This window comes from Lachnospiraceae bacterium (assembly GCA_022794035.1).
Classification (GTDB): domain Bacteria; phylum Bacillota; class Clostridia; order Lachnospirales; family Bianqueaceae; genus CALWPV01.
In genome coordinates, this window is the sequence record JAAWDX010000012.1 from 21,456 (window position 1) to 47,283 (window position 25,828).

Below are 25,828 nucleotides of genomic sequence, written 5' to 3' on the forward strand. Positions count from 1 at the left end.
CCGAGGGACGCTATTTTAGCGTCTCTTGGGGCTTTTATGCGCGCACCGTTTCTAACACCGTTTGAAAATAGTCCGGCAGCTCTGAATCAAATTCCATATACTCTCCTGTAACAGGGTGCACAAATCCCAGACATTTCGCATGCAGAATCTGACCCGGCCAAAATGGATTGCTTTTCAGTTTCTTCTCAGCCGCTGTTGTCTCCCGGGACGGTCCATAGACTGTATCTCCCAAAAGAGGATGCCCAATACTCTTTAAATGCACGCGGATCTGATGCGTGCGGCCCGTCTCCAGCGTAACCTCCAGATATGAAAAGCCTTTAAACTGCTCCAGCACTCTATAATGCGTAACAGCCCTCCGCCCATCTGCACGGACACACATTTTCTTTCGATCCGCATCCATCCGCCCAATCGGCGCATCAACTGTTCCTTCCGTATCTTTAAAAATGCCATGCACGACCGCATGATAAACCCGCTGGATATCATGCTCCTTCAGCAAGGCGCTCATCCCCTGATGCGCCCGGTCGCTTTTACATACACACAAAAGCCCTGATGTATCCTTATCAATTCTATGGACAATCCCCGGCCTAAGCACGCCGTTAATTCCGGAAAGCCGATCTCCAAAATGATATAATAAGCCATTTACCAGCGTTCCGCTTTCATGTCCGGCTGCCGGATGTACCACCATACCTCTCGGCTTATTCACAATTGCCAAATCATGATCTTCATATAAAATCGAAAGATCCATCTTTTCCGGTTCTGTACAAAGCTCCTTAGCCGGCGGCAGACACACCCATACTGTATCTCCTCTGCGCAGCTTATAACCGGCCTTTACCGTTTTGCCATTGACCTGAATCCTTCCTTCCGCCAGCAAATTCTGAGCGCGCGATCTTGTAACCTCCGGCAAGAGGCAGCTCACCCAAACATCCAACCGCTCTCCGGCCTCTTCGTCTCCTACCACCTGTTCAAAAATCTGTTCCACCGCTTCCTTGCTTCCTTCCTTTTAATTCATCCGCAATATCCTCCAGCAGCTCCTTTTGGAAAAATGCTGTCAAACAAAAGAGAATGCCAAACACAACCACATAGCAGTCTGCCACATTAAAAACCGGAAAATCAATCCATTTAAAATAAAAAGTATCTACCACAAAGTGACGCAGCACACGGTCCAGCAAATTGCCAATCGCCCCCGCCATAACCACAATGCTGCAAACCTTGGTAAGCCGAAACTTTTTTTCCGGCCCGAGCCGGAAATAGACGTAGGCCAACCCTACAATCATCGCAATAGTAAGGATGGTAAACAGCCACTGCTGATTCTGCAGGATTCCAAAGGCCGCCCCCCGGTTTTCAACATATGTGAGCTCAAATACGCCCGGCCATAATACTATAGCCGGCTTTTCCTTTAATGTACTGATTGTCCATAGCTTCACAAGCTGATCAATAGCCACCAGCCCTGCTGTGGCCATCAGCCATACGGCAACCTGTTTTATCCGTTTCCCTATCCCATTTGCTTTCACTTTTTATCTCCTAAGTATTCTATCACCAGCTGAATACGTCCCGATTTTGAAAAGCCTTTGTCTTCTAAAATTTTCAATCTGCCCTTTCCGCGAAGCGTAATTTTATCTCCTACTGAGACCAATTTATCTCCCTCTAAAATCTGCAGTCCGTTTCGCGAAGCGCGCCCAGCAGCAATCCATTTGAGCGCCTCTGCACGCCCCATATGAAAGCCTCTGCTGATCACAGCGTCAATTCGCAGTGAAGATATGCTGATCACACTCAGCACGCCCTGCTGCGCCTTAGGAAGCTCCTCTGAGGAAACCTCGCGTACCATCACGCCCGCTGCGCCTACACTCGTCAGCTCGCGCTGAATATAGGAGCTTATCTCCTTCTTCACCCAAAGATACGCTCCTTGATCAGCCGTTAGCAGATCGCCCAGCTTATCTCGGCGGATTCCCGTTCCCATCAGTGCTCCCAAATAATCGCGATGTCCGGGAATATGCTTCAAAAAGCGCTGATCGAGCGGTTTGATCTGCAAAAGAACAAGCTCCTCTTTGAGCAGCTCAGCCAGTGATTCTTTCATATAATCCGGATAAAATACTGCCAGCTGCCGCTCTGCCTCTGGGTAGCCTCCAAAAAAGGATAGACAAACAGGAAGCCTTCCTTCCATAGAGGAAAGGAGGCTTCTTTGATGATCGTCCAAAAAATCGCTGAACGTAATATATCCAGTTTGATCGGCCGTAACCGCTAAATCTTCCATATGGCCGATAAACCATTTATCATCCTGCTGCTGCATCATGTTTACTGATCAATTCCCCAAGGGAAAGCAAGCCCTCCCTCTGTTTCTAAGGTTTCCCGGATGTCTACATCTCCTGCAAAATCAACATTATCCGGTGCAATCATAAAGATCTTATCCGCAATCCGCTGAATGTTGCCGTCCATCGCACAACAGCACCCACAGAGAAAATCTGTAATTCTCTGTGCAATTTTATGCTCTACAAACTCAAGGTTGATGATCACCGGCTTCTTGTCTTTGATATGTTGAGAAATTTCTCTGGCCTCCTCAAAGGTTTCCGGACTGGCAACCACTACCTCCATCTGCACATTGGCATGCAGATTCAAAACCTTATTATTGCGAACTCCTGACATACTGCGCGTGCTGGCAGAACGATAGCTATCGCTTCCGTATCCGCTATAGCTGCTGCGGCCGCTGTCATAACGGCTGCTCTCCTGGCGTCTGCTGAAGGCATCATAGCTGGTAATTTTGCGGTCTGCTATTGTATCCTCCGCCTCATCCTCTTCATATTCATCTTCATACTCATCGTATTCTTCTTCTGCTGCCGCGCTTAATCCTAATGCTCCCGCTAATTTGTCTACAAACTTGCTCATCTGTACTTCTCCTTTTTTCTCCGGATGGTAATCCCGGGTGAGATATTTATCTTTTCCTATTATTGCCTGTTTCCGGCCTCTTGTCAATAAAAACTTTTGTCGAAGGCCGCAAATATTTTGTAAATATTTTAAAGCTGATTATTTCTTCACCATCTGATTGGCCTTATCATAATCATTCTTTGCTTCTTCATACCGTTCCAGCTTCTGCAAGATCTGTCCCCGTGTATAATAAGCCCACGCATAATCTGTTTTTAGTTCAATACAGCGATTGAGATCCGTAAGCGCCTGTTCTAGGTTGCCAAGCTGCAAATAGCAATAGCCTCGATTACCCAGTGCCACGGCATCCTCCTCACTTTGCAGATATTTTGAATAATCTGCAATCGCCTCTTCATACGCCCCCCGACGATACTGAATATTGGCTCTTCCTTGGTACAAAACCATATCCTCCGGGTCCTCTTCCATGGCAGCGGCATAATCAGCCAGTGCCAAGTCATACTCCTCCATCGCGGCATACACCTCCGCGCGCTTAAAGAGAAACTCCTTTCCTAGGGCTGAGTCGGTACTCATTTTTGCATACTGATTATAATCCTGCAGTGCGTCTTCATAGCGCTCCAGCATGCGGTAGGCCTCTCCGCGGTTCCAGTACACAACAGGATTCTGCGGCTCCTTTTCTATTGCCGTGCTATAGTCTGCAACAGCTTCTTCGTATTTACCCTGTTTAAAATAAACAGAAGCCCTGTTATTGACTGTTACCATACGCACCGGATCCATCGTCAGCGCCTGATCATAGTCATGAATTGCCTCATCATAGGCCTCTTTTGCGTGATAAGCATCCCCTCGATTAGAAAAATATCCTGCATCGGATCCGTTCATCTCGATTGCTTTTGAAAAATCTGCAATCGCCTCATCGTATTTCTCCTGATAGTAATAAACAAGACCGCGGTTGTTATAATATACGTCGATTCCGCCATCCAGTTCAATCGCCTTAGAAAAGTCGCTCAGCGCCTGATCATACTTTTGCAAATTCAAATAGGCCATGCCTCGATTATTATAAATTTCATCCTTTTGATCATTAAGGCGCAAAATCTCCTCATAAGCAGCGGCCGCTTCTTCATATCGACTCTCCGCATAGGCACTATCCCCCTGCTCCAGCAATTCTTTAATCTTTGCTTCTTTATTACAACCTGTCAGGCTCATCAAAAGCAAAACCATCCCTGCTGCTGCCATCATGCATTTTATTTTTCTGCTCATACATACCTCCGCTCTGCTATAAAATATCAGCTGTTGATCTTAATCCGATCGTATAAACTGATCCCTTCTACAATCGCATATCCCTGTGCCTGATAAATTTTTTTAATAATCTGGAATTGTTCATAGCCTCCGTTGACTACATAAACGCCCTCTACCTGCTCGATTTCGCTGATTGTAGTCGTATCCGTAGAATTTTCTGCCTGAATGACAGTTCCCGCCTGCACAGACTCTCCTAGCTCTATATAAGCTTTTCCATCTACCACAGCTGCTACGGTAAGCTTTTTGAAGCTGACTCCGCTGCCTTCTACGGCCAGCACCCCCTGGTCATTTCCGCTACTGACAATATATGCTGCCGGCACGCAATAATAGCTCTGCTGCACAATACAGCTATCCGATATTTTAATGCCGCGCCGGCTGTTTTTAGTAAAGACCAAATTTGCTATCCGGTCGTTCATAAACTCCTGCACTTTACTGTTTAGCTTTAAGACCAATTTGTACTGATTGTCGCCAACCTGCTCCAGACTTTGAATGATCCCTGTCATTTTTTCCGTACTGTTATATACAAAAGAAACTGAATATTCTCCTGAAAAATACTGCGCCTGCTCCTCTGTGATATAGATCACAATATTCCAGACCGGAGAAGAAATCAGGCGATAGAGCGGTGTTCCGGACGTAATCTTCTGCATATTGATCTCAAAATAAGAATACGCTCCATTATACTGATTGATAAAATCCGCCCCAATTTGATCGACCGTCCAGCCCTCATAGCCATCATAAGAATAGTCAATTACGCCCGCATCCGACAGGTACAGATTGCTGAGCACAGAGCTCTGTTCATTCAAATAAATCCCCTGCTGCGACAGCAGAGCGGCAACCTTTGTATTGCTCATCAGGGAATACATGTCCTTGCGTTTAGATACTGCATCCTCCAGATTTTCCTTCAGCCGGTACATAGCCGCATAATCATTCTCTGTCTTATTTCTTAAATAAGAAGCAATCGCGCTGCTGATACTATTATCAAGCGAATTAAAGGCTTCTTCATATTCGCCGCTGTCAGCCTCCTGAATCTGAGAATATATCTCACTGATCTTTTCCTCTAAAATATCTCCATAATAATCATCCATCAGCGTGCATACTAAAGAGCCCTTCTGAAGCTCCTTTCCGCCGGGATGATAATACTGTACAATTCCGTCCGCCGTGGCCTTCACCAGCTGTTCCTCTCTGATGACAACCCCCTGCGCGGAGAATGTCTCCACAATTTCTCCCTGCTTCGCCACTACATAATTTAGAGTGTCGCGGCTTAAAAAAATAACAAATTGTGCAACCAAATAAATCATTACAAATAATGCAATGAAGTATGTGAAATGCACCTTTGACTTTTTCTGCCCAGTGCCGGACCTCGGCCTGGTATTTCCTTGACCCGATGATTGAGTCTGTCTATAATCTGGCAAAACTGCTCTTCCTTCCCGTTTTGTACTGACACAAATATAACGCAGTTATTTTACCATACAAGTCACTTTCTTTCAAGCTTTTCCCTAAATCTGTACTAAAAAAGCCCCCTCCTTCATATGCTGTACCATTCATCGCATACTCCTTATGATTCAAATTTGGAAAGGACGGAATCCATTATGACAGATACTTTCAACTTATATCAGGATATTTCAGCCCGTACGGGAGGCGACATTTACATTGGAGTCGTCGGCCCGGTGCGCAGTGGAAAATCCACCTTCATCAAAAGCTTTATGGAGCTTCTCATTCTTCCCGGCATAGCCGATGAAAATGAACGCCAGCGTACAATCGACGAGCTGCCCCAAAGCAGCAATGGCAAAACGATTATGACCACAGAGCCCAAATTCATTCCTAAAGAAGCAGTAGAGGTAAACCTAGAACCAGATCATGTACATTTCAAGGCTAAAATGATCGATTGTGTCGGCTATCTCATCCCCGGCGCCCTAGGCACCAGCGAGGACGGACAGCCGCGTATGGTCAAAACTCCTTGGTCTTCTCAGGAAATGCCCTTTACACAGGCAGCTGAAATGGGAACCCATAAGGTCATTTCCGAACATAGCACGATTGGCCTTGTTGTCACTACTGACGGATCGGTAACTGATCTGGAAAGAGAAAATTATGTAGAGGCTGAGCAGCGTGTCATCCGCGAATTGAAGGCTCTCGGAAAGCCCTTTATTGTTGTAATGAATACCAACCGGCCCCGAAGCGAAGAAACAGCCCTCCTCTGCCAGCAGCTTACCGAAAGCTATGATGTGCCTGTCATTCCTGTCAACAATCAGCAGCTTCGTTTAGAGGATGTGCAAAATATTATTCACGCTTTATTAGAAGAATTTCCCATCCATGAGCTTCAGCTGTATCTGCCTCACTGGATGGAAACTCTGCCGACTCAGCATTTTATCAAACAGGCGCTTCTTCATCTGCTGCGGCAAGAGGAGACTGTCTTCATGAAGCTGCGTCAGGTGCATGAATTTATCCAAACATTAGAAGCCTGTGAATTTGTTAAAAAGGTTCATTTAGAGCAGCTCTCTCTTGGCAGCGGCCGCGTCCGCCTGCAGGTCATGATGGAGGACGGCCTCTTTTATCAGGTATTAAGTGAAAGTACCGGTCTCTCCATTGCCGATGATAAAGAGCTTTTCACCCTCATTCAGGATCTTTCGGTGGCCAAAAAACACTATGACAAACTGAAAACTGCTTATACAGAGGCGATGAACCGTGGCTATGGGATTGTAGATCCCTTAATGGATGAACTGAATCTGGATTCTCCGGCCATCGTTCGTCAGGGCAGCAAATTTGGCGTAAAGATCAAGGCCAAAGCTCCCTCTATTCACCTCATTCGTACGGATGTAGAAACAGAAATCAACCCCTTTGTCGGCACCCAGCAGCAAAGTGAGGATTTTGTAGCCTATCTAAAGGCTGAGATGGAAAAGGCGCCCGAACAGGTCTGGGATTCTGAGATCTTTGGCAAATCGCTTTTTGATCTCGTGCATGAGGGCCTGCAAAATAAGCTTGTCAAAATGCCGGATGATGCTCAGATGAAGCTGCAGCATACGCTGGAGCGCATTATCAATGAAGGGCGAGGCGGTCTAATCTGTATTATTTTATAATCAAAAAGACCTTTGGAAAACATACAGCTGTCGTTTCCAAAGGTCTTTTTAATATTTAATTTAGCAATCCTGCGCAGCCTGATCCAACCGGGCCAGCACTCTTTCTTTTCCTAAAATCTGCATCACCGTATGCAGGTCCGGCGCCTGGCTGCGTCCGCATATGGCTACCCGGAGTACCATGGATAGATCGCTCACACTTCCGGTATAGCCGGAGGGATCTTTACGATATGCCTTCATATCAGATGTAAAGCCATACCGCGGGCATAATTCCTTTAACGTCTCGAACCAAGCGGTGCTGTCCTGCGTTTCATCATATGCCGCTGCATAATCCTTTAAAATCTGAGTAATCGTATCACGAGAAAGCTGCGCAGGCATCTGCGCATAATCCGGCTCAAAAAGCTCCTCAAAGAAGAAGCTGACATATGCCTTCACCTCACTCCACCGCGCAAAATCCTTGCGTGGCTTCTTGCCGCCTCTGCCAATGGACAGGATGGCTTTTGTATAAGCTTCATCCCGTGTGATCAGCGCATGAAAATCGGGATCATATTCTGCCGTCCATTCCTTGACGGCTTCATAAACCTGCTCTGCCGTCATACGCGATACGACGTTTTTACAGATATCATTCATTTTATCCAGATCAAACAGTGCGCCTGAGCTTCCCATTTTATTGGTGGTAAATTTGAATTCATCCAAATCAGCCATCGGATTTGCCAAACGCCACTCCTCAAAATTAGAATTCAGCAGCGTCATGATATATTCCATAATGGCCGGAATCGGCACGCCTGTCTGGAAATAATAGTCCAGAGCAAATTCCGGATCCTTTCGTTTTGACAATTTGCGTTTTGAGGAGCCTTCCTGTTTCATCAGCTGGGCCGTATGAATATATTTAGGCCTCCTCCAGCCCATGGCATCAAAAAGCTGCAGATGGATCGGCAGCGTAGCCAGCCACTCCTCGCCGCGCACAACATGCGTTGTTCCCATCAGGTGATCATCCACTACATGCGCAAAATGATACGTCGGAAGTCCGTCTGATTTTAGGATCACGACATCCTGGTCATTCTCCGTGACTTCGATTTTGCCCTTTGCTAGATCTGTATGATGCACCTTATGCTCTATAGATCCTTCAGAGCGATACCGGATCACATAGGGGATTTTTGCCTCCAGCTTGGCCCGGATCTCCTCCATGGTCAGATTTCTGCATTTTGCATAGGCGCCGTAATATCCAAAATTCTCTTTTTTCTCTTCTTGGCTCCTGCGCATTTCTCCAAGCTCTTCTTCCGTACAGAAACAGGGATAGGCGATTCCTTTGGCGACCATATCCTTTACATATGTCTGATAGATTTCACTGCGGCGGCTTTGATGATAGGGCCCGTAGCTTCCCTTATCCCCTTCCAGCGAGGCTCCCTCATCAAACTGGAGTCCAAAACGGCTAAATACAGATAAAATCGTCTCTACGCCATTTTCTACCAGCCGCTTTTGATCCGTATCTTCAATTCTCAGATAAAAAACGCCTCCGCTCTGATGCGCCAAACGCTCGTCTGTTACCGCACCGTATAGATTGCCCAAATGCATAAACCCGGTCGGGCTTGGCGCTATGCGCGTTACTTTTGCGCCTTCTGGCAGCTCTCTTTTGGGATAGCGCTTCTCTATATCGGCTGGTGTTAAATGAATATGCGGAAATAAAAGCTCCGCCAATTGCTCCTGATTCATTTTGATTTCTCCTCTTTGTCCTTCTGATCGATTTTTACCTTTTGTCCCATCTTAACCTCCTGCCCGTGCACAAGCCGTTTGATATTGGCTCTATGCCGCCAAAAGCCGGACACTGCCAGACAGGCTACTAAAATCAGCACTTCGATTCCCTGCGGCTCTTTGATGTAGAAAAAGGCGGCAGTAATCACCAGCAGAAGCATATATGTCAGTGAAGCCAGCGACATATACTTAGTAACGGCCAGCAAGATAAGCGCAGGAATGCCTGCAATCAGCAAAAGGCGGATATCGGCGGCCAGAAAAATGCCTATGGTGGCCGCTACTCCCTTGCCGCCTCTGAACTGCATATAAAAAGGATAGTTATGCCCCAGTACAACGCCTACGCCTCCCCAGAGCAGCAAATACTTTTGATCATATCCCCAAAGCAGCGCTATGATGACCAAGGCCAGCACGGCCTTTAAAATATCCAGAGCCAGCGTCGCAATTCCAATCTTGGTTCCCAGCACGCGAATTGCATTGGTAGTTCCTGCATTGCCACTGCCGTATTGCCGAATGTCCACTCCTTTTATCAGTTTGCCCAAAATATAGGCAAACTGCAGGCATCCGCACAGATATCCGATTCCGATACACAAAAGTCTTTCCATCTCTATCGCACCATCCTAAAATCTTTCATTTAAAACGCCTCTTTCCCGGATAATAAACTTTATCGGCGTTCCTTTAAATCCAAATGAATTTCTTAGGCAGTTTTCTAAATACCGCCTATAAGAATAATGCATTAGCTCCGCATTATTGACAAACAGTACAAAGGTAGGCGGCTTGGTTCCGATCTGCGTCATATAAAAGATTTTAAGCCGCTTTCCTTTATCAGACGGAGGCTGATTCATAGAGGTGGCGTCATACAGCACATCGTTTAATACGCCTGTCGCAATCCTCATCGCATGATTTTCTGCAACCAGATCCACTGTTTCAAAGATTTTTTCGATGCGCTGTCCTGTCTTAGCGGAAATGAAAATTTTCTGCGCATAAGGCATAAAGCTGAGCACTGTATCAATGTCCTTTTGGTATTCATAAATGGTTTTGTCATCTTTCTCGATGGCATCCCATTTATTCACAGCTACGATGATTCCTTTGCCCTTTTCATGGGCAATGCCTGCAATTTTGGCATCCTGCTCCGTAATCCCTTCAACGGCATCGATCATCAAAATAGCCACATCGCAGCGCTCCACCGCCGCTACAGAGCGCACCACTGAAAAACGCTCCAATTCTTCTTTTACCCTATTATGGCGGCGGATGCCTGCCGTATCAATAAATATATAGGGCTTGCCTTTGTACTCCACCCGCGTGTCAATTGCATCCCGCGTCGTGCCCGCTATATCGCTGACGATCACTCTGTTTTCACCCAGCAGTTTATTGATCAAAGAGGATTTTCCTGTATTGGGCTTTCCGATAACGGCTACATGCAGGACCTCTTCCTCGTCCTCGGCATCCGTCTGCTGAGGAAAATGCTTGATCACCTCATCCAGCATATCTCCCATACCAAGCCCCTGTTCCGCCGAAATCGGCTGTGGATCCCCTAGGCCTAATCCATAAAACTCATACACCGGCGTAAGATCGTTCATGTTATCCAGCTTATTGACCGCCAGTACCACCGGCTTTTTAGCGCGGCGCAGCATGTTGCTTACCTCGCTGTCTGCATCCGTCATTCCGGCCTTTGCATCCACGAGAAATAAAATCACGTCCGCCATCTCTATGGCCATCTGCGCCTGTTCTCTCATATATTTTAAAAGAAGATCATCGGTTTTAGGCTCGATACCACCGGTATCAATCATCGTAAAGCTATGCCCCAGCCAGTCTGCCTCCGCATAGATCCGGTCTCTGGTTACGCCCGGTGTGTCCTTTACAATGGAGACCTTTTCCCCGGCCAGACGGTTAAACAATGTCGACTTTCCCACATTGGGCCGTCCTACAATCGCCAAAATCGGTTTCATTGCCCTCGTCCCCTTTCTATCATCGAATGAATCAAATCACTTCCAGAAGATTTTACTATAGATATCGGAATCTGTAAAGTATTTTCCAGCTCCGTCAAGGTCATGTCATCCAGCAGCACCTCTTCGCCGGAGCGCAGCAGATTTTCAGGCAAAAGCAGCCTTTCCCCCAGCTCCTGCCCTTTTAGCTGCGCGCAGATATCCTGCCCTGTCAGCAGACCTGTCACTGTAATGTGCTCGCCGAAGAAATGATTCACGATCACATGCACCCGTATATGCAGCTTCGGATAGCGCTCCTCTAAACGCTGACATAGCTGCCGGATATATCCGCTAGCACTCGGCGCCGTTACTAAGCTCAGCTCCGCCTCATACGCTGCCTGCGGATCCAGCGCTTCGATCGCTTCCATAGCCTCATCGACAAAAAGCCTCATCATGCCAACGCCGTTTTCAATCTGCAGATATCCGTCATAGCGCTCTTCTTCCGGCAGCTCACGGCCCGCCTGAATATAGAACTCATCTGACAAATGAATAAAGTGCATGCCGTCCTCGGCAAAAAATTGCTGCTGATACGGCTCCACCTGATCGATGATTCTCGCGCAGTCCTCCGCATCAAAAGCCTCCAGAGGATATAAACCCTCCCGGTGCCGGCTCAGCCCCACCGGCACGATGCTCACGCTCTGCATCTGCGGCCTCAGGCTGCTCAGCTCGCGGATGGTGCGGTCCAGCGCTTTGCCATCGTTAACCCCTTTACAAAGCACAATCTGCCCGTTTAACGTAATCCCCGCCTGCGCCAAACGGCGAAGACGCTCCATAATTTCTGATGCTCTGGGATTACGCAGCATAGCCACGCGCAGCTGCGGATCCGTCGTATGCACCGAGACGTTGATCGGAGACATCTGATAGCGGATAATTTTTTCAAAATCTGCCTCCTGCATATTCGTCATCGTGATATAATTGCCATTTAAAAATGACAATCGCGCATCATCATCTTTAAAATAAAGCGTATCCCGCATTCCCTTCGGCAGCTGATCAATAAAACAAAAAATACAGTGATTATGACAGTGCTGATATGTGCCCATGAACTGATCCTCAAAAATCAGTCCCAGATCCTCATCCTCATCCTTTTCAACCTCACACTGCGCTGTTTCCCCATCCTTTGTCAAAATCTGCAGCGTAATATATTCACTGTCCATCAGATAATAATAATCCAGCACATCCTCCACCGGCTGGTCGTCAATCGAAAGCAGGATATCTCCTGCCTCAAGCCCCAGCTCTTCTCCAATGCTCCCCGGCTGTACGTCCTTTATCTTCTGCTGCATCCGCTCTCTCCTATATCAGCTCCAAAAATGCTGCCTGTGTGCCGCGCTCATTGCCCATTCTGCGGTGAGAATGGAAATACTGCGCATGACATTTAGTACATAGATCCGTCACTGTGATATGCTCCTTCTGAAGTCCGGCCTCCTCTAAGATCAAAGCATTCGTTTTCCACAGATCCACATAGCTTTTTCCCTCTTGCTCTGCCGGACGTATGATTTCCGCCCGCCAGGCGGGAAACGCTGATGCAAACTCTTTCTCCACGTCACTGCCCACTTCAAAGCAGCAGGGTCCAATGGAAGGGCCGATTCCCGCAAGCATGTCTTGCGGACGGCACGCAAATTCCTTTTCCATGCGCTGTACCATCTTCTTTCCAATCTCCAGCACGGTTCCTCGCCAGCCGGCATGCGCCAGCCCAATCACCTTTTTCACAGGATCCAAAAAAAACAGGGGTACGCAGTCCGCATAAAAGGTCACTAAGCAAACCTGAGGCTTATCTGTAATCAAGCCGTCCACCCCTTCCAGCTCCTTAGGCTTAAAAATCCCTTTTCCCCGGTCCTGCTGATCCACATATACAATTCGATCTCCATGAACCTGATCAGAAAAAACCATATCTCCCACATAAATATCGGATACATAGCTGATTCTGCGAAAATTTTCCACCACGGCCGCTTTGTTGTCCCCTCTGCCAAAGCCTAAATTCATGGGTCCTAAAGCCCCTTGGCTCACACCGCCGCGCCTTGTTGAATACAAATGACGCACCAAGCCTGTTTCATCGAACGAGGGAAAGGTTGTATAATACACAGCTCCATTTCGCTGAATATGCAGCGTCTCACTTTTAAATTCCATTACCTTCTCCTTCAAATGCATTATGATAATGATGGATTTTCCAGCGCCCGGCCTCCTGCCAGAGCTCAAGCACATCAAAGCGGCAGGCTCTGTCAATTTCGCGACTTTGCCGCAGATAAAACAGGGCCGTTTGATACAGCCGCCGCTGTTTGCGCGGATCGACCGCCAGTACCGGTCTGCCGCTTGCCAAACAGCTGCGGTATTTGACCTCGACAAATACCAGCGTTTCCCGCTGCTGCGCGATCAGATCGATCTCGCCTTGCCGGCTCCGGTAGCGCTGCGCCAGGATCTGGTAGCCTTTATGCTCCAGATATCGAGCGGCCAGGGCCTCTGCCTGCAGCCCTTTTTCATTGGCTGTTTTCATTTTGTAAAATATTTTTCAAAAAGCTGCGGCGATGAATGGGCAGGGGACCAAGCTGACGAATGGCATCCCTGTGCTGCTGCGTACCGTAGCCTTTGTGAGAGGCAAAGCCGTATTCCGGATATAACACGTCGTAAGCGCGCAACATTTCATCCCTTGTTTCTTTGGCAATGATGCTGGCGGCCGCAATGGACACGGACAGAGCATCTCCTTTAATAATGGCCTCCTGCAAAATGCTGACCTCCTTAAGCTTGACGGCATCGATCAAGAGAAGCTCCGGCTTTACAGTCAGCGCCTGAACTGCCTTTTGCATCGCAAGCTTAGTCGCTTCTAATATATTGATCCGATCGATCGTCTCTACATCCACAATCCCCACGCCAATGGCCACTGCTTTTTCTTCAATCTCTATTTTAAGCTCCGCTCTGCGCTTAGCACTCAGTTTTTTAGAATCATCCACTCCGTATATCGGTCTGTCAGGGTCCAGCATGACCGCAGCGGCTACCACAGGCCCCGCTAAGGGCCCCCTGCCGGCTTCATCGATGCCCGCAATGCGGCTGATTCCTTTTGCCCTGGCCTTCTCTTCATATTCAGACATAAGACGGTATTTTTCTTGCGGATCAATCCTCTGTCTGCTCATGTGTTTCCTCCTCCGGACTTTCCAATGTAAGGCGGCCCAGCTTTCCACCTCTAAATTCATCCACAACCAGCACCGCCGTGCGCTCTGCATCGATGATGCCTCCTGCGCGCAGGTGCCCCCGCTTTTTCCCGATCTCTTCCAGCAAATGCTCTGCACTTAGCGCCAGCTGCTGTTCATTTAGCTTGTAGCGCTGCATCAGCGCCTGCGGATAGCGCTGTTTCAACGCTTCGATCAGATTGACGGCCAGCGTATACGTATCCAGCACCTCATCACGGATGGAACCAATAAAAGCAATTTTATATCCCGTTTCCAGATCCTCAAACTTGGGCCATAAAATCCCCGGCGTATCGAGAAGCTCCAGATCGCCGCGCAGCTTGAGCCACTGCTTGCCTTTGGTCACCCCTGGCTTATTGCCCGTTTTAGCTGCCCCGGAGCGTCCGACGATCTGATTGATCACCGTAGACTTGCCCACATTGGGAATTCCCGTGATCATCATCCGAATCGGTTTATTTTGATACCCCTTGGCTGCATCGCGCTGCCGTTTTTCTTTGCACAGCTCCAGCGCCATCATCGGGATTTCTTTAATGCCCTTTCCGTGCAGTGCGTCCATGGTGACTACGCCATATCCCTGCTTCTGATACCATTCCTTCCACTGTCTGGTCATACTCTCGTCTGCCAGATCTGTCTTATTCATGGCAATAATGCGAGGACGGCGCTGCCACAATTCATTCAGATACGGATTTTTACTGCTATATGGAATACGGGCATCAATCACCTCTACCACCACATCCACTAATTTAATATTCTCTTCCATCATCCGTTTCGTTTTGGTCATATGCCCCGGATACCAGTTGATATTATTTTTCTTCGTATTTTGATCCATCAGTTTTTTATTCCTTTCTGTCCTTCTCTTTCCATTAAGAAGGGGTTAGATAAACCGGTCCTTTATATCTGATAAATACTGCCCGGCCGAAAGCTCTATTTTATACGCCGCCTCTGTTTCGTTCTGATTCTGGACGAAAAATTGATTCCACGCCTCTTCATTCGTCATGGCGACAATGAATTCTTTGGTATTTCCTCTTTCCTGCATTCTTTTTATATATTCATCCCGGGCCTCTTTGGCAGGATACACCATACAATAGGCAAGCCCCTGTTCTTTTAAATAAGATAGAATTTTTGCATTATAAGAAAGCAAACCGATCTGTCCATTTTTAAGCAGTCTTTCAATCTGGCAGATAATATAAGAAAAAGAATCTTCTTTTACTGCTCTGCCCCGCTGCATCTTCCCTGCTTCCTTTTCCTCGCGGGACATATGCTGCAGTCCATATTTATAGGTCGCCTTCATTTCATCTAAATCCACAAACCGGCTGTCGCTTTCTGCCAAATAGGTTTTGCCCACAGCCGGTCCGCAAACAATCAGCTGACAGGGAATTTTTTGCATTTGTAACTCCGTTCCTTTCTCACATTCATACGGTAAAAGGCTGCCTGCATCACTGCGGCAGCCTTCGTTGCTCTCCTTTTGACTATCCGATTGGCCTCCAGGCCTCTTTGGGCCACCAACAGACAAACACCCTTCCAATAATATCAGACTTTGACACTGCCCCTATTGTCTGATAACGGCTATCCGTCTTGCCAGAGGGATTATCGCTCAGCACAAAATAAAAATCACTCGGCACCGTATAGGGGTATATCATTTGATTTGGCATATACGCCGTCTTTCCGTTACAATATGACGTAATAAACTCTTTCCCATTTACCGTAATCGTACCGGTTTCATCAATCACAATCTTATCGCCCGGCACACCAATCACACGGCTGATCGCTTCCTGCTTCTCTCCGCCCGCCGCTTCGTATTCAAATAACAAAATATCGCCTCTGTCCGGTTCTTTAAACCGGTACACTAGCTTAGAAATTAAAACATGTTCATTTTGCTGCAGTGTAGGATTCATGGATCCATCCGGCACCTTTACAGATTCGGCCACAAAAGTAGTCAAGATCCAAATCACTAAAACCGCAAGCAGCAAATCCTTGATCCATGTGGCGATATCAAACGTAATCTTGAGACCCCTTTTTCTCTTTTCCTTTTTGCTCTGCGCCTTCTTCTGGGCAGGCTCCTGTCTCTTGTTTTGAGATGAATCAGATGCCTTTTGCGTTTCTTCTTTATGCGTACGCTCATAGCCTGCGGGATCTCTTTTATCACCCGGGAAATCATCCATTAATATATCGTCAAAATCAAACTCCATCAATTCAGACAGATTTTTCTCCTGACCTTTTTGATCTTTTTGCTCCATCAGAATTCCTCATTACAGATTGGTAAATGCAGAAAAAGGGACTTTATGTCCCTTTTTCTTTTCTCATTGTTTACAGATCGCATACAGCATCAGATTTTTTCTTTAACCTTTGCTGCCTTGCCGACTCTGTCACGAAGGTAATTCAATTTCGCTCTGCGAACCTTACCTTTTCTTACTACCTCGATTTTCTCGATGACAGGAGAATGTAAAGGCCATGTTTTTTCAGTACCAACGCCATAAGCAACACGACGAACCGTAAAGTTCTCGCGGATGCCGCCATTCTGACGCTTCACTACAGTACCCTCAAACATCTGAACACGCTCTCTGTTTCCCTCTTTAATACGTGCGTATACACGAATCGTATCACCGATTGCAAACTGAGGGATATTTTCTTTCAGCTGCTCATTCTCAATCTGACGAATAATATCAGGATTCATGAGTCAACCTCCTTCCTTCTGAGAAGCTCAATAATATATGCACCTTTTCAGGGCTTCATACCAGCGGAGCATCCGATAATCATAATGTGCCAACACATAGCACTACAGATACAGATTATACCACAGGCTCATCCTTTTGTAAACTTCTTTTTGCTAAAACCTGCTTGTAAATTTTTTTCTCCTGCGGGCCCATTTTTTCCTCGCATATCATATCCGGCCTCTTATCCAGCGTGGTCTCTATCGCCCGTTCCATGCGCCATTTTTCAATATTGGCATGATGGCCGGAAAGCAGTACCTCCGGCACCTCTTTCCCATGAAATTCTCTTGGTCTGGTATACTGCGGATATTCCAGCCACATTCCCGAAAAGGATTCCTCCTGAGCCGAGGCCTCATTTCCCAAAACGCCGTCTACCATACGGGCTACCGCATCCATCACAACCAGTGCCGGCAGCTCTCCTCCGGTCAGCACATAATCCCCAATTGAAATTTCATCCGTCACAATTTCATCCAGCACCCGCTGGTCAATCCCTTCATAATGCCCGCATAGCAGAATGATTTCCTCATTTTCCGCCAGCTTTCTCACCCTCTGCTGCGTCAGCGTTTTTCCTGCCGGCGACATAAAGATAACAGGCGCCGCAGGCGAAACAAAACGGCGTTTTACATCTTCACAGGCTTCCCAAACGGGGGGGGCCTGCATCACCATGCCCGCTCCTCCTCCAAAAGGATAATCATCCACGGTATTATGCTTATTATGGGCATAATCGCGGATATCAACTGCTTCTACCGTAATCAGGCCTTTTTCGATGGCACGCCCCAGCACGCTATGCGCTACCGCCTGCTTAATCATGTCCGGAAATAATGTTAATACCACAAATTTCATCATGTACGCAGCCCTTTTAACAGATGGACGATAATTTCACTCTTTTCAGCATCCATCGATACAATGCATTCATGGATCACCGGAATGAGCAGCTCATTACCGCTGGTTTCCCGCACGCAAAGCACTTCATTGCTGCCAGTGAATAAGATATCCTCTACCTCTCCCAGCAGCTCTCCGCTCTCTTCCTTTACCGTAGCTCCCATGAAATCCCGAATATAAAACTCATCTTCTGCCAGCGGAAGCGCTTCCTCATCCGAAATCCACAGACAGCCTCCCCGCATCGCTTCGGCCTCATTCCGGTCCTTCACTTCTTTAAAGCTTAAAATGACAAGATTTTTAAAAAACTGTACCCTTTCAATGCTCAGCTCCCGCTGGATATCCCTGTCTTCCTCCGTAGCGCTGTAATGAACCGATTTTAACGCTAAAAAACGCTGAGGATCCTCCGTTGTCGGAAACACCTTAACGGCTCCTTTAATTCCATGCGCTGAACTCACTATGCCCACCCGAAACCAAGAACTCATCTTTAACCTCCCAGTACAGAGGGGAGCCAGCTCCTCACTGACTCCCCTCCATTGGTAAGATAAAGCACATATTTGCCTCTATCTTACTGCATAATTTCTACAGAAACTTTTGCATCCTGCTTAATGGCAGCTGCTTTCACGACTGTACGGATTGCTTTCGCAATTCGGCCCTGCTTGCCAATCACTTTTCCCATATCCTCAGGGGCAACCTTAAGCGTAATCACTTGCTCATCGCCGTTTAACTCTTCACTTACAAGGACTTGTTCCGGATGGTCAACCAAGGACTTTGCAATGATTTCAACCAGCTTTTTCACTGTTTTTACCTCCTGACGCTTACTGCACGCCGGCGATCTTGAGAAGCTTCTTTACAGTCTCAGTAGGCTGTGCTCCTTGAGAAAGCCACTTGCTTGCAAGCTCCTGATCAATTTTGATCACGCTGGGCTCTTTTGTGGGATCATAATAACCGATCTCCTCAACGAAACGACCATCTCTGGGTGCGCGAGCATCTGCAATGACAATTCTATAGAAGGGTGCTCCTTTAGAGCCCATTCTTTTCAGTCTCATCTTTACCATTTTGTCACCTCCTCAACCTATTTTATGAAAACCAGTTTAAAGCATAGCCTCCAACTGGGATTTTCCTGTCATTAGAATCCAAATGGATTTTTCCCGCCAAGTCCTGAAAGCAGGCCTCTGCGTTTTCCCTTTTTGCCACTGAACTGCTTCATCATCGCCTTTGACTGCTCAAACTGCTTCAGCAATCGGTTCAGCTCCTGAATCGTAGTTCCCGATCCCTTCACAATTCTCCGCTTGCGGGACGCATTCAAAATCTGCGGCTTTCTCCGTTCTTCCGGCGTCATAGAATAAATGAGAGCCTCTACTCTGCCGATCGCACTTTCATCGATATCAACATCCTTCAGCTTACTGCCAATTCCCGGCAGCATTCCCAAAAGAGAACTCATGCTTCCCATCTTTTTTACCTGCTGCATGCTTGTCAGAAAATCCTCTAAATTAAAATCCTTTGACATTACACGCTGCGTCAGCTCTTTGGCCTGCTCTTCATCGATCGCTTCCTGCGCTTTTTCAATCATGGTCAGCACATCGCCCATGCCTAAAATACGAGAAGCCATCCGCTCTGAATGAAATGGTTCAATATCATCCAGCTTTTCTCCAACACCGGAAAATTTGATTGGCTTTCCGGTAACTGCTCGGATCGAAAGCGCCGCACCGCCTCGGGTATCGCCGTCCAGCTTAGTCAGCGCTACACCGGTAATGGAAAGCTGCTCATCAAAGCCTTTGGCAACATTAACCGCTTCCTGACCCGTCATTGCATCGACTACCAGCAATATCTCTGAAGGATTTACCGTATTTTTTATGGTTTGAAGCTCTTCCATGAGGGCCTCATCGATCTGCAGACGACCCGCTGTATCCAGCAGGACTAAATTACAGCCCATATCCCTCGCTTTTTCAATTGCCTTCTGCGCAATCAAGACCGGACTTGTTTCCGTTCCCATCTCAAATACCGGTACATCGATTTGTTCTCCCAACACCTGCAGCTGTTTAATTGCTGCAGGTCGGTATACATCGCAGGCCGCCAGCATGGGCTTTTTCCCTCTGTTTTTCAGCATCTTCGCCAGCTTAGCAGCCAGCGTGGTCTTACCGGCGCCCTGAAGGCCTACCATCATCATAACCGTTGGTGATACGCTGCCATACTGCAGTGCTGACTCCTCATCAGAGCCCATAAGGGCAATCATTTCTTCATTAACGATCTTAACAACCTGCTGCCCCGGCGTCAGGCTTTTCATCACATCTTGGCCGATTGCCCGTTCCTGAATCTTATTGATAAATTCCTTAACAACCTTAAAATTAACATCGGCTTCCAGAAGCGCAAGCTTAACCTCCCGCAGCGCCTCCTTCAAATCCTTTTCCGTTAATACGCCTTTACCGCGCAGCTTCTTAAAAACGCCTTGCAGCTTATCAGACAAATTTTCAAACGCCATGCCTGTCAGCTCCTAATCTGAATTTCATTTTTTAGTTTCTGCAGCTGCATCAGGCACTCTTCCTTCGGCGCCTCTGCTTCGATCTGCTGCTCCAGCTTTTCTATTTCTTTTGAAACTTTAAATAATTTTTCTCTCATATGGAGCTGCCTCTCCATCTTTTCCAGCAGCTCTAACCCACGATGCAGCGCATCACTTACTCCTTGGCGGCTGATATTTAGCTCTTCTGAAATTTCTCCCAGCGACCAGTCCTCGAGCAAATACATCTGACAAATGGCTCTTTGTTTTTCTGTCAGCAATTCACCGTAATAATCCAGCAATAATGTCTGTTCATATCGCTTATCCATGTTGATCATAAGTTCTCCCGGTGTCAAGCTCTAAACCTTGACACCGGGACATTATAACAAAAAAGCCTCCCTGCGTCAAGGGGGCTTTTTACTTTTTTATAAAATATGTAACCATATCAAAGGTTATAAAGGCCGCATTTTCTTTTGCAGCACCTCATAGAAGCTGCGCTGCAGCAGCTTGACCATGGGAAATGTGTATTTACTTTTCTTAACAGAAATCCATGTTCCTTCCGACAGCGAAATGGTCTGCGCTCCATCCGCACTTAAAAGTGCTTCCTTTCCTTTGCTGGAGGCAGCAATCTGAAACCGCAGCTGATCCTGTCCCATCAGCACGATCGAGCGGTCCATCATAGCATGGCTGCATAGAGGCGTCAAAATCAAATTATCGGCAACAGGATTGAGGATGGGACCTCCTGCAGAAAAATTATAAGCTGTTGAACCGCAGGGCGAAGCCACAATCACGCCATCAGCTCTAAATTTAGCCAGAAAATCATCATTTACATACGTATCGATCGTTAATAAACCATCCAGCAAATTGCGGTGAATCACAAAATCATTGATGGCCCATAACAGCTCTTTCTGCTCTTCGTGGCCAAACGGCGTCACCTCTGCCTCCAAAATCAGCCGGCTTTCCACCTGAAAACGCCCCTCCAGAACTTGCTGCAAAGATGTCTCGAGCGTTCCCGGCTCTGCCTCCGTCAGATAGCCCAGCGTTCCCAGGTTGATCCCCAGGATCGGCACTCCCGTTCCCAAAAGAAAATGTGCCGCCTGAATCATCGTGCCATCTCCGCCCAGTGCGATCGCCAAATCAAGCGTTTCTTTTCTCTGCAAGGGCTCGGCCCCTACTACTTCCACCATGTCTGAGGGTACATAAGTCTCGGCGCCCTGACTTCTTAAAAAAGAGAGCGCTTTTTGTGTATGGCAATAAGCACAGTCTCTTTTTTCATTCGGATAAACCAATACTTTCCTTATCATCAATCTTCTATCTCTGCTTTCATTTCTTCTAAGCTGCTTATAAATGCTTTGTCCAGTTCTGTCATATGATAATACTCCGGATAAATCAAAATATCCTCCAGCCAGTTCTCTTCCAAATTGCATGGTCTTTGCACCAGCTTCATTTCTTTTAACAGCGATGCCGGCAGCGCCGCTGCCCACATATATGTTCCCGGAACCTTCTGCAGCATTTCAAACTGACTCCACTTCTCATGCACCAGAATACTTTTATCGTTCTGATGATTCTTGCCGGCATGCCGCTCTTTTACAATAAACGGAAGCTCCTCATCGCCATGTTCCAGACTAATGCCATTCTGCAGGTCCTCAAGCGTAAGCTTCTCTTTTTCCGCCAGCGGATTATCCTGCGACATCACAACCAAAAAACGGCTGCTCCACAGAGAGCGGCTGCTTAAGTGCTTTTCCTCGATCAAATTCATATAATAAGCCCTGCGCTCCTTGACGCAGCGCATAATCCCCATATTGCATTCGCCATTTACCACGCGCTCCAGCGTACGCATTGTATTTGTCTCTTGAATATCAATGCTGAAGCCCTGATCCTTTTTAAGGCGATTGATAAACCGGTCAATCCCATAGGAAGCATAGCTGGCTCTGGGAATGCAAACAGAAAAGGTCACGGCCTCTCCCCTGTTTTGATAAAGAGATTCCATTTCCTGAATTTTGCTCAGCACCTCTCTGGCCTGATCCAAGAAAATCTTGCCCTGTGCGGTTGGCGATACGCCGTGATAGGTTCGGCTAAAGAGCGTAAGCCCAACTGAATTTTCAAGCTCTTTAATTGCCTTGCTCAAATTAGGCTGCCCCATATAGAGATTTTCTGCTGCCCGTGTAATGGAGCCTGTTCTTTCGACCTCCACTGCATATCGTAAATGAGAAATATTCATAGGCTTTCCTCCTTCTCTGCGCAAAAGCTTCTGTATCTTGTTAAGTATACCGATTTTCATATGACCTGTCAATTAAATTGGAATGTTTTTATAAACACTTTTTCTCTTTCTCTTATAGACGGAATTGTTCCTGTATGTTATAATTTTAGCAATCTGGAAAAGGTGTCTTTTTGGACGGAGCCGCATAGGCGCCGCGCCCTTTATCCAAATAAAATCCTATTCATATTAGCATGGAGGCGTACTTATGAAAGTTACAATTTGTATCGGCAGCAGCTGTCATTTAAAAGGATCTCGTGAGATTGTTGAAATTCTTCAAAAATTAGTAGAAGAAAATCATCTGGAAGATCAGGTAACTCTGAACGGCGCTTTTTGCATGGGAAACTGTATGCACGGTGTCAGCGTAAAAATCGGTGAAGAGCTCTTCTCCGTACAGCCCGAAACGGCTCGCAGTTTCTTTGAAAATGAAGTAAAGCCCCGTTTAAGCTAAGGAGGTTTCTAAAGTGGCTGAATGTTTATTATCCGATCAAAGGATGGACTGTAAAAACTGCTATAAATGTATCCGGCACTGTCCGGTAAAATCCATCCGCTTTTCCTCTGGGAAAGCACAGATTATTGACACGGAATGTATTCTTTGCGGCCAGTGCTATTTAGTCTGTCCTCAAAATGTAAAAATCATCCGTGATGATCTTGATAAAGCGAAAAACCTAATCCGTCAGGGTGCCCCTGTTTATGCCAGTATCGCACCCTCTTTTGTGGCCAACTATCCGGGGGCTACGATCGCCTCTATGCGCAAAGCGCTAAAAGCTTTAGGTTTTGCAGATGCTCAGGAAACTGCGATCGGCGCCGAAATCGTTAAAACCTATTATGATCAGATGATTGACGAAGAAAAAGCAGATGTGCTCATATCCTCTTGCTGTCACTCTATCAATCTGCTCATTCAAAAGCATTATCCTGAGGCTCTTCCTTATTTGGCTCCCGTACTTTCCCCGATGCAGGCGCATTGCCGCCAGATCAAAAAGGAATTTCCTGAGGCCAAGACTGTCTTTATTGGCCCCTGCATCTCTAAAAAAGACGAAGGTGATCAATATCCCGGTATCGTCGATTGTGTTCTCACCTTCCCTGAACTGACTAAATGGCTTTTAGAAGCAGGTATTCAAATTGATGCCGTCACTGATGAAGAGACTGCCAAAGCAAGATCCCGTATCTTCCCCACCTCCGGTGGTATCCTGCGCAGCATGTTCCAGCAAAATTCCAATTATTCTTATCTAGCGCTGGACGGCGTAGAAAATTGTAAAAATGCCATCGAAGAAGTGCTCCGGGGCAATCTTAATCACTGCTTTATTGAAATGTCTGCTTGTTCCGGGAGCTGCATCAGCGGCCCTGCTATGGAGAAAAACGCGGCTTCTCCCGTTATGAATTATAAACGGGTATCTGATTATGCCGGAGAAGAGAGCTTTGGCGTTTCCCTTCCGCCGCTCGACGATATTCATAAGGCATTCCATTCCATGGAGATCCATCCTGCACTTCCTGATGAAGCTGCTATATTGGATATTCTGCGAAAAATGGGAAAAAATACCGAAGCTGACGAATTAAACTGCGGAAGCTGCGGCTACAATACCTGCCGTGAAAAGGCGATCGCTGTTTTTCAGGGAAAGGCTGATCTGAACATGTGTCTTCCCTTCTTGAAAGAAAAGGCAGAATCCTTCTCCGATACCATTATTAAAAACACGCCCAATGGCATCATCGTTTTAAATGAACAGCTGGAGGTTCAGCAAATCAATGCCGCCGCCCGTAAGCTCATGAATATTCGCAATATCAGTGATGTTCTGGGGGATCAGGTTGTGCGTATTCTGGATCCGAATATCTTTCTTGAGGTTCTGGAAAATGGCCGCAATATTTATGCGCGCCGTGTGTATCTTGCTGAATACCGCCGCTATGTAGAGCAGACAGTTATCTATGACCGCAGCTATCATGTCCTCATGAGTTTTATGCGTGATGTAACGGACGAGGAAGCACAGCGCACGCAAAAGGAAAGCATCAGCCAGCAGACGATTGAGATCACAGATAAGGTGATCGATAAACAAATGCGCGTTGTACAGGAAATCGCTTCTCTCTTGGGTGAAACAACAGCTGAAACCAAAATCGCGCTCACCAAGCTGAAGGAGTCGTTGAAAGATGAATAATCTATGTACGGATATCGGCTACTACAGCCTGAATAAAAAAGGGGAAAACCTTTGCGGCGACCGCGTGGAGGTTGTTCCACAGGGCAGCAACTCTACTGTAGTCGTATTAGCAGATGGTTTGGGAAGCGGCGTAAAGGCTAATATCCTCTCTACCCTAACTTCTAAAATCATTTCTACTATGATGGCCGCCAATATGAGCATCGAGGATTGTGTACATACGATCATTTCAACACTGCCCGTTTGTCAGGTGCGCGGTGTGGCCTACTCGACCTTCACCATTATTCGCGTGGTAGAAAATGAATATGCTGAGATCATCCAGTTTGATAATCCGGATGTCATTCTGCTGCGCGACGGCGTTCATCTGGATTATCCCAAGCAGCTTCTTCAGATTGAAGGTAAGAATGTTTATAAATCCCGCATTCGCCTTCAGGAATATGATACCTTTATTATGATGAGTGACGGCGCTATTTATGCCGGCATCGGAGAAGAGCTGAATTATGGCTGGCAGCGTGACAACATCATCGATTTTATGGAGGTCATGTATGACAAGGATTATACGGCCAAAACGCTGAGCACCATTCTACTCAACGAATGTAATAAGCTCTATGGATACATGCCCGGCGATGATACCACTGTTTGTACGATTAAACTGCGCAAGCGAAATCCTATGAATTTAATGATCGGACCTCCTGCAGATCCGCAAGATGTCAATAAAATGATGTCTCTTTTCTTTTCCAAGGAAGGAAAACATATCGTTTCCGGCGGCACCACCTCTACTCTTGCGGCCGCCTATCTGGGAACCGTCGTGGATACCGGTCTGCCGCTCTATCTGGATCCGGATATTCCGCCTACCAGTAAAATCAAGGGAGTGGATCTGGTTACCGAAGGTGTAATTACGATTAACCGAGTAGTGGAATATGCAAAAAACTATCTTGAGGATAATGAAAGCTATTCCCAGTGGAGCTATAAAAAAGACGGCGCTTCTTTGATCTCTCGCTTGCTCTTTGAAGAAGCAACCGATATCAATTTCTTTGTTGGCCGCGCCATGAACCCGGCTCATCAAAATCCGGATCTGCCCATCAATTTTAATATCAAGATGCGCCTGGTCGATGAGCTTTGTACCTGTCTGCGCAAGATGGGTAAACAAGTCAAAATCAGTTATTTCTAATACTTATAACTAGGAGGA

29 protein-coding genes are annotated in these 25,828 nt (G+C 46.8%); 4 read left to right on the forward strand and 25 right to left on the reverse strand.

Going from position 1 to position 25,828, the window contains the following annotated elements:
• Nucleotides 1–34: 34 nt before the first annotated feature.
• The 6 genes from HFE64_09340 to HFE64_09365 all read right to left on the reverse strand — a co-directional run bounded on the left by HFE64_09340 (nt 35) and on the right by HFE64_09365 (nt 5,582).
• Nucleotides 35–979 (reverse strand): RluA family pseudouridine synthase, encoded by a 945-nt coding sequence (locus HFE64_09340; protein MCI8633663.1) that lies wholly within the window; start codon nt 977–979, stop codon nt 35–37.
• On the reverse strand, nt 963–1,484 hold the full coding sequence (gene lspA / locus HFE64_09345; protein ID MCI8633664.1) for a signal peptidase II: 522 nt from the start codon (nt 1,482–1,484) through the stop codon (nt 963–965). The genes HFE64_09340 and lspA overlap by 17 nt, the downstream gene beginning before the upstream one ends.
• 23 nt (nt 1,485–1,507) lie before the next feature.
• Nucleotides 1,508–2,290: a hypothetical protein gene (locus HFE64_09350; protein MCI8633665.1), complete on the reverse strand. Its 783-nt coding sequence runs from the start codon at nt 2,288–2,290 to the stop codon at nt 1,508–1,510.
• A gap of 2 nt (nt 2,291–2,292) precedes the next feature.
• Nucleotides 2,293–2,880, reverse strand: a complete 588-nt coding sequence (locus HFE64_09355; protein MCI8633666.1) for a cell division protein SepF — start codon at nt 2,878–2,880, stop codon at nt 2,293–2,295.
• Nucleotides 2,881–3,018: 138 nt separating this feature from the next.
• On the reverse strand, nt 3,019–4,131 hold the full coding sequence (locus HFE64_09360) for a tetratricopeptide repeat protein (protein ID MCI8633667.1): 1,113 nt from the start codon (nt 4,129–4,131) through the stop codon (nt 3,019–3,021).
• Nucleotides 4,132–4,157: 26 nt separating this feature from the next.
• On the reverse strand, nt 4,158–5,582 hold the full coding sequence (locus HFE64_09365) for a hypothetical protein (GenBank protein MCI8633668.1): 1,425 nt from the start codon (nt 5,580–5,582) through the stop codon (nt 4,158–4,160).
• Nucleotides 5,583–5,759: 177 nt separating this feature from the next.
• Here HFE64_09365 and spoIVA point away from each other — a divergent pair, with 177 nt between their 5' ends.
• A complete protein-coding gene (gene spoIVA / locus HFE64_09370; protein MCI8633669.1) occupies nt 5,760–7,244 on the forward strand; it encodes a stage IV sporulation protein A in 1,485 nt (494 codons plus the stop codon).
• Between the two features lie 60 nt (nt 7,245–7,304).
• Here spoIVA and HFE64_09375 read toward each other — a convergent pair whose 3' ends face one another.
• The 19 genes from HFE64_09375 to HFE64_09465 form a co-directional block, all read right to left on the reverse strand.
• Nucleotides 7,305–8,954: a glutamate--tRNA ligase gene (locus tag HFE64_09375; GenBank protein ID MCI8633670.1), complete on the reverse strand. Its 1,650-nt coding sequence runs from the start codon at nt 8,952–8,954 to the stop codon at nt 7,305–7,307.
• A complete protein-coding gene (gene plsY, locus HFE64_09380) occupies nt 8,951–9,595 on the reverse strand; it encodes a glycerol-3-phosphate 1-O-acyltransferase PlsY (protein MCI8633671.1) in 645 nt (214 codons plus the stop codon). Before plsY ends, HFE64_09375 begins: the two co-directional genes overlap by 4 nt.
• A gap of 15 nt (nt 9,596–9,610) precedes the next feature.
• Nucleotides 9,611–10,939: a ribosome biogenesis GTPase Der gene (locus HFE64_09385; protein ID MCI8633672.1), complete on the reverse strand. Its 1,329-nt coding sequence runs from the start codon at nt 10,937–10,939 to the stop codon at nt 9,611–9,613.
• Complete coding sequence (locus tag HFE64_09390; GenBank protein MCI8633673.1) at nt 10,936–12,255, reverse strand: DUF512 domain-containing protein; 1,320 nt, start codon at nt 12,253–12,255, stop codon at nt 10,936–10,938. Before HFE64_09390 ends, HFE64_09385 begins: the two co-directional genes overlap by 4 nt.
• Before the next feature lie 10 nt (nt 12,256–12,265).
• A complete protein-coding gene (gene pgeF / locus HFE64_09395; protein ID MCI8633674.1) occupies nt 12,266–13,099 on the reverse strand; it encodes a peptidoglycan editing factor PgeF in 834 nt (277 codons plus the stop codon).
• A complete protein-coding gene (locus tag HFE64_09400) occupies nt 13,089–13,463 on the reverse strand; it encodes a YraN family protein (protein ID MCI8633675.1) in 375 nt (124 codons plus the stop codon). Before HFE64_09400 ends, pgeF begins: the two co-directional genes overlap by 11 nt.
• Nucleotides 13,447–14,157 (reverse strand): ribonuclease HII, encoded by a 711-nt coding sequence (locus HFE64_09405; protein MCI8633676.1) that lies wholly within the window; start codon nt 14,155–14,157, stop codon nt 13,447–13,449. The genes HFE64_09400 and HFE64_09405 overlap by 17 nt, the downstream gene beginning before the upstream one ends.
• Entirely contained in the window at nt 14,078–14,980 is a 903-nt protein-coding gene (gene ylqF, locus HFE64_09410; protein MCI8633677.1) for a ribosome biogenesis GTPase YlqF, read from the reverse strand. Before ylqF ends, HFE64_09405 begins: the two co-directional genes overlap by 80 nt.
• Before the next feature lie 45 nt (nt 14,981–15,025).
• Nucleotides 15,026–15,538: a hypothetical protein gene (locus HFE64_09415; GenBank protein MCI8633678.1), complete on the reverse strand. Its 513-nt coding sequence runs from the start codon at nt 15,536–15,538 to the stop codon at nt 15,026–15,028.
• 82 nt (nt 15,539–15,620) lie between these two features.
• Complete coding sequence (lepB, locus tag HFE64_09420) at nt 15,621–16,388, reverse strand: signal peptidase I (protein ID MCI8633679.1); 768 nt, start codon at nt 16,386–16,388, stop codon at nt 15,621–15,623.
• 89 nt (nt 16,389–16,477) lie between these two features.
• Nucleotides 16,478–16,825: a 50S ribosomal protein L19 gene (gene rplS / locus HFE64_09425; GenBank protein MCI8633680.1), complete on the reverse strand. Its 348-nt coding sequence runs from the start codon at nt 16,823–16,825 to the stop codon at nt 16,478–16,480.
• Between the two features lie 115 nt (nt 16,826–16,940).
• The gene (gene trmD, locus HFE64_09430; GenBank protein MCI8633681.1) at nt 16,941–17,705 is read right to left on the reverse strand and encodes a tRNA (guanosine(37)-N1)-methyltransferase TrmD; all 765 of its coding nucleotides are present in this window, start codon (nt 17,703–17,705) and stop codon (nt 16,941–16,943) included.
• Nucleotides 17,705–18,226 (reverse strand): 16S rRNA processing protein RimM, encoded by a 522-nt coding sequence (gene rimM, locus HFE64_09435; protein ID MCI8633682.1) that lies wholly within the window; start codon nt 18,224–18,226, stop codon nt 17,705–17,707. The genes trmD and rimM overlap by 1 nt, the downstream gene beginning before the upstream one ends.
• 83 nt (nt 18,227–18,309) lie before the next feature.
• Nucleotides 18,310–18,540, reverse strand: coding sequence for a KH domain-containing protein (locus HFE64_09440; GenBank protein MCI8633683.1), 231 nt, complete (start codon nt 18,538–18,540; stop codon nt 18,310–18,312).
• Between the two features lie 19 nt (nt 18,541–18,559).
• Nucleotides 18,560–18,799 (reverse strand): 30S ribosomal protein S16, encoded by a 240-nt coding sequence (gene rpsP, locus HFE64_09445; GenBank protein ID MCI8633684.1) that lies wholly within the window; start codon nt 18,797–18,799, stop codon nt 18,560–18,562.
• Between the two features lie 71 nt (nt 18,800–18,870).
• A complete protein-coding gene (gene ffh, locus HFE64_09450; GenBank protein MCI8633685.1) occupies nt 18,871–20,223 on the reverse strand; it encodes a signal recognition particle protein in 1,353 nt (450 codons plus the stop codon).
• Nucleotides 20,224–20,228: 5 nt separating this feature from the next.
• Entirely contained in the window at nt 20,229–20,576 is a 348-nt protein-coding gene (locus HFE64_09455) for a DNA-binding protein (protein ID MCI8633686.1), read from the reverse strand.
• A 114-nt stretch (nt 20,577–20,690) separates the two neighbouring features.
• Nucleotides 20,691–21,542, reverse strand: a complete 852-nt coding sequence (locus HFE64_09460; GenBank protein ID MCI8633687.1) for an NAD(+)/NADH kinase — start codon at nt 21,540–21,542, stop codon at nt 20,691–20,693.
• Nucleotides 21,542–22,459 carry a LysR family transcriptional regulator gene (locus HFE64_09465; GenBank protein MCI8633688.1) on the reverse strand — a complete coding sequence of 306 codons (918 nt, stop codon included), beginning with the start codon at nt 22,457–22,459 and terminating at the stop codon, nt 21,542–21,544. The genes HFE64_09460 and HFE64_09465 overlap by 1 nt, the downstream gene beginning before the upstream one ends.
• Nucleotides 22,460–22,703: 244 nt before the next feature.
• Between HFE64_09465 and HFE64_09470 the strand changes: the two genes are divergently transcribed.
• From HFE64_09470 to HFE64_09480, 3 genes are read left to right on the forward strand one after another with little or no spacing between them, the layout of a single operon-like run.
• Complete coding sequence (locus tag HFE64_09470; protein ID MCI8633689.1) at nt 22,704–22,946, forward strand: (2Fe-2S) ferredoxin domain-containing protein; 243 nt, start codon at nt 22,704–22,706, stop codon at nt 22,944–22,946.
• Nucleotides 22,947–22,989: 43 nt separating this feature from the next.
• Nucleotides 22,990–24,642, forward strand: coding sequence for a 4Fe-4S binding protein (locus HFE64_09475; protein ID MCI8633690.1), 1,653 nt, complete (start codon nt 22,990–22,992; stop codon nt 24,640–24,642).
• Entirely contained in the window at nt 24,635–25,810 is a 1,176-nt protein-coding gene (locus HFE64_09480) for a SpoIIE family protein phosphatase (protein ID MCI8633691.1), read from the forward strand. Before HFE64_09475 ends, HFE64_09480 begins: the two co-directional genes overlap by 8 nt.
• The last annotated feature ends 18 nt before the right edge of the window (nt 25,811–25,828 follow it).

Coding starts and splice junctions, on each gene's coding strand:
- HFE64_09350 (MCI8633665.1), bottom strand. CDS start 2,290: ATGATGCAGCAGCAGGATGATAAATGGTTTATCGGCCATATGGAAGAT.
- HFE64_09355 (MCI8633666.1), bottom strand. CDS start 2,880: ATGAGCAAGTTTGTAGACAAATTAGCGGGAGCATTAGGATTAAGCGCG.
- HFE64_09360 (MCI8633667.1), bottom strand. CDS start 4,131: ATGAGCAGAAAAATAAAATGCATGATGGCAGCAGCAGGGATGGTTTTG.
- spoIVA (MCI8633669.1), top strand. CDS start 5,760: ATGACAGATACTTTCAACTTATATCAGGATATTTCAGCCCGTACGGGA.
- HFE64_09375 (MCI8633670.1), bottom strand. CDS start 8,954: ATGAATCAGGAGCAATTGGCGGAGCTTTTATTTCCGCATATTCATTTA.
- plsY (MCI8633671.1), bottom strand. CDS start 9,595: ATGGAAAGACTTTTGTGTATCGGAATCGGATATCTGTGCGGATGCCTG.
- HFE64_09385 (MCI8633672.1), bottom strand. CDS start 10,939: ATGAAACCGATTTTGGCGATTGTAGGACGGCCCAATGTGGGAAAGTCG.
- HFE64_09390 (MCI8633673.1), bottom strand. CDS start 12,255: ATGCAGCAGAAGATAAAGGACGTACAGCCGGGGAGCATTGGAGAAGAG.
- pgeF (MCI8633674.1), bottom strand. CDS start 13,099: ATGGAATTTAAAAGTGAGACGCTGCATATTCAGCGAAATGGAGCTGTG.
- HFE64_09400 (MCI8633675.1), bottom strand. CDS start 13,463: ATGAAAACAGCCAATGAAAAAGGGCTGCAGGCAGAGGCCCTGGCCGCT.
- HFE64_09405 (MCI8633676.1), bottom strand. CDS start 14,157: ATGAATTTAGAGGTGGAAAGCTGGGCCGCCTTACATTGGAAAGTCCGG.
- ylqF (MCI8633677.1), bottom strand. CDS start 14,980: ATGGATCAAAATACGAAGAAAAATAATATCAACTGGTATCCGGGGCAT.
- HFE64_09415 (MCI8633678.1), bottom strand. CDS start 15,538: ATGCAAAAAATTCCCTGTCAGCTGATTGTTTGCGGACCGGCTGTGGGC.
- lepB (MCI8633679.1), bottom strand. CDS start 16,388: ATGGAGCAAAAAGATCAAAAAGGTCAGGAGAAAAATCTGTCTGAATTG.
- rplS (MCI8633680.1), bottom strand. CDS start 16,825: ATGAATCCTGATATTATTCGTCAGATTGAGAATGAGCAGCTGAAAGAA.
- trmD (MCI8633681.1), bottom strand. CDS start 17,705: ATGAAATTTGTGGTATTAACATTATTTCCGGACATGATTAAGCAGGCG.
- rimM (MCI8633682.1), bottom strand. CDS start 18,226: ATGAGTTCTTGGTTTCGGGTGGGCATAGTGAGTTCAGCGCATGGAATT.
- rpsP (MCI8633684.1), bottom strand. CDS start 18,799: ATGGTAAAGATGAGACTGAAAAGAATGGGCTCTAAAGGAGCACCCTTC.
- ffh (MCI8633685.1), bottom strand. CDS start 20,223: ATGGCGTTTGAAAATTTGTCTGATAAGCTGCAAGGCGTTTTTAAGAAG.
- HFE64_09455 (MCI8633686.1), bottom strand. CDS start 20,576: ATGATCAACATGGATAAGCGATATGAACAGACATTATTGCTGGATTAT.
- HFE64_09460 (MCI8633687.1), bottom strand. CDS start 21,542: ATGATAAGGAAAGTATTGGTTTATCCGAATGAAAAAAGAGACTGTGCT.
- HFE64_09465 (MCI8633688.1), bottom strand. CDS start 22,459: ATGAATATTTCTCATTTACGATATGCAGTGGAGGTCGAAAGAACAGGC.
- HFE64_09470 (MCI8633689.1), top strand. CDS start 22,704: ATGAAAGTTACAATTTGTATCGGCAGCAGCTGTCATTTAAAAGGATCT.
- HFE64_09475 (MCI8633690.1), top strand. CDS start 22,990: ATGGACTGTAAAAACTGCTATAAATGTATCCGGCACTGTCCGGTAAAA.
- HFE64_09480 (MCI8633691.1), top strand. CDS start 24,635: ATGAATAATCTATGTACGGATATCGGCTACTACAGCCTGAATAAAAAA.